Genomic DNA, 791 nt, shown 5'->3' on the forward strand with positions numbered 1-791 from the left:
CAAATATCACAAATATCAACACCACTATTGCGAAAGGTTTGAACTTCAAGGGTGATGATGCAACTGTCATCAATAAACAATTGGGCGATCAATTGGATATTAAAGGCGGTGCGGCAGCAACGAACTTGTCGGATAATAATATCGGTGTGGTATCCTCAAATGGCTCATTAAATGTGAAATTGGCCAAAGATTTGACCGGTTTGAACAGCGTAACGGCGGGAACAGCTAGAATGGGTGTTGATTCCACAGACCATAAGAGCTATGTGACCGGTTTAGATAACCGTGACTGGGATGTACAAAATCCGGTAGTTGTAAATGGTAGAGCGGCAACAGAAGATCAATTGAAGAAGGTATCTGATGCTATTACCGTTGCCAATGCATCTAAGACTGATTATCGTCTAGTTAAAAACTCAGCTGCGGCAGATGGATCTTATACAGTAACTAATAACAAGGTTGATCTTAAAGTAGAGGATAAAGCTAATCCAACTTCACCGGCAAGCACAGTTACAATCAATAACATCGCTAGTGCTGATGATGTTGAAAAACTAAAATCCGGCTTTAAAGTAAAGGCTGGCAATAATGAAGGCCCAATCAAAGCTGGCGATACGCTTGAATTTGCGGCAAAAGACAATGCAATCGTGGAATACGATACGGCTGCTAAGAAATTGACCGTAGCTGTAAGCAAAAACCCTAATTTCGATAGCGTAACCGTAGGTGACGTAGTAATCAATAATAGTGGTATTAATGCGGGCAACAAACAAATCACAAACGTTGCCAGCGGCGGAGATGTC

1 protein-coding gene is annotated in these 791 nt (G+C 41.6%); it reads left to right on the forward strand.

Going from position 1 to position 791, the window contains the following annotated elements; all coding sequences use genetic code 11:
* Window positions 1-791: hypothetical protein (locus DWV85_RS09285; RefSeq protein ID WP_133300274.1), on the forward strand; the 791-nt coding region annotated here is incomplete at both ends.

Origin of the sequence: Veillonella sp. AF13-2, assembly GCF_003603295.1 — a bacterium.
In the GTDB taxonomy this organism is placed as follows: Bacteria; Bacillota; Negativicutes; order Veillonellales; family Veillonellaceae; genus Veillonella; species Veillonella parvula_E.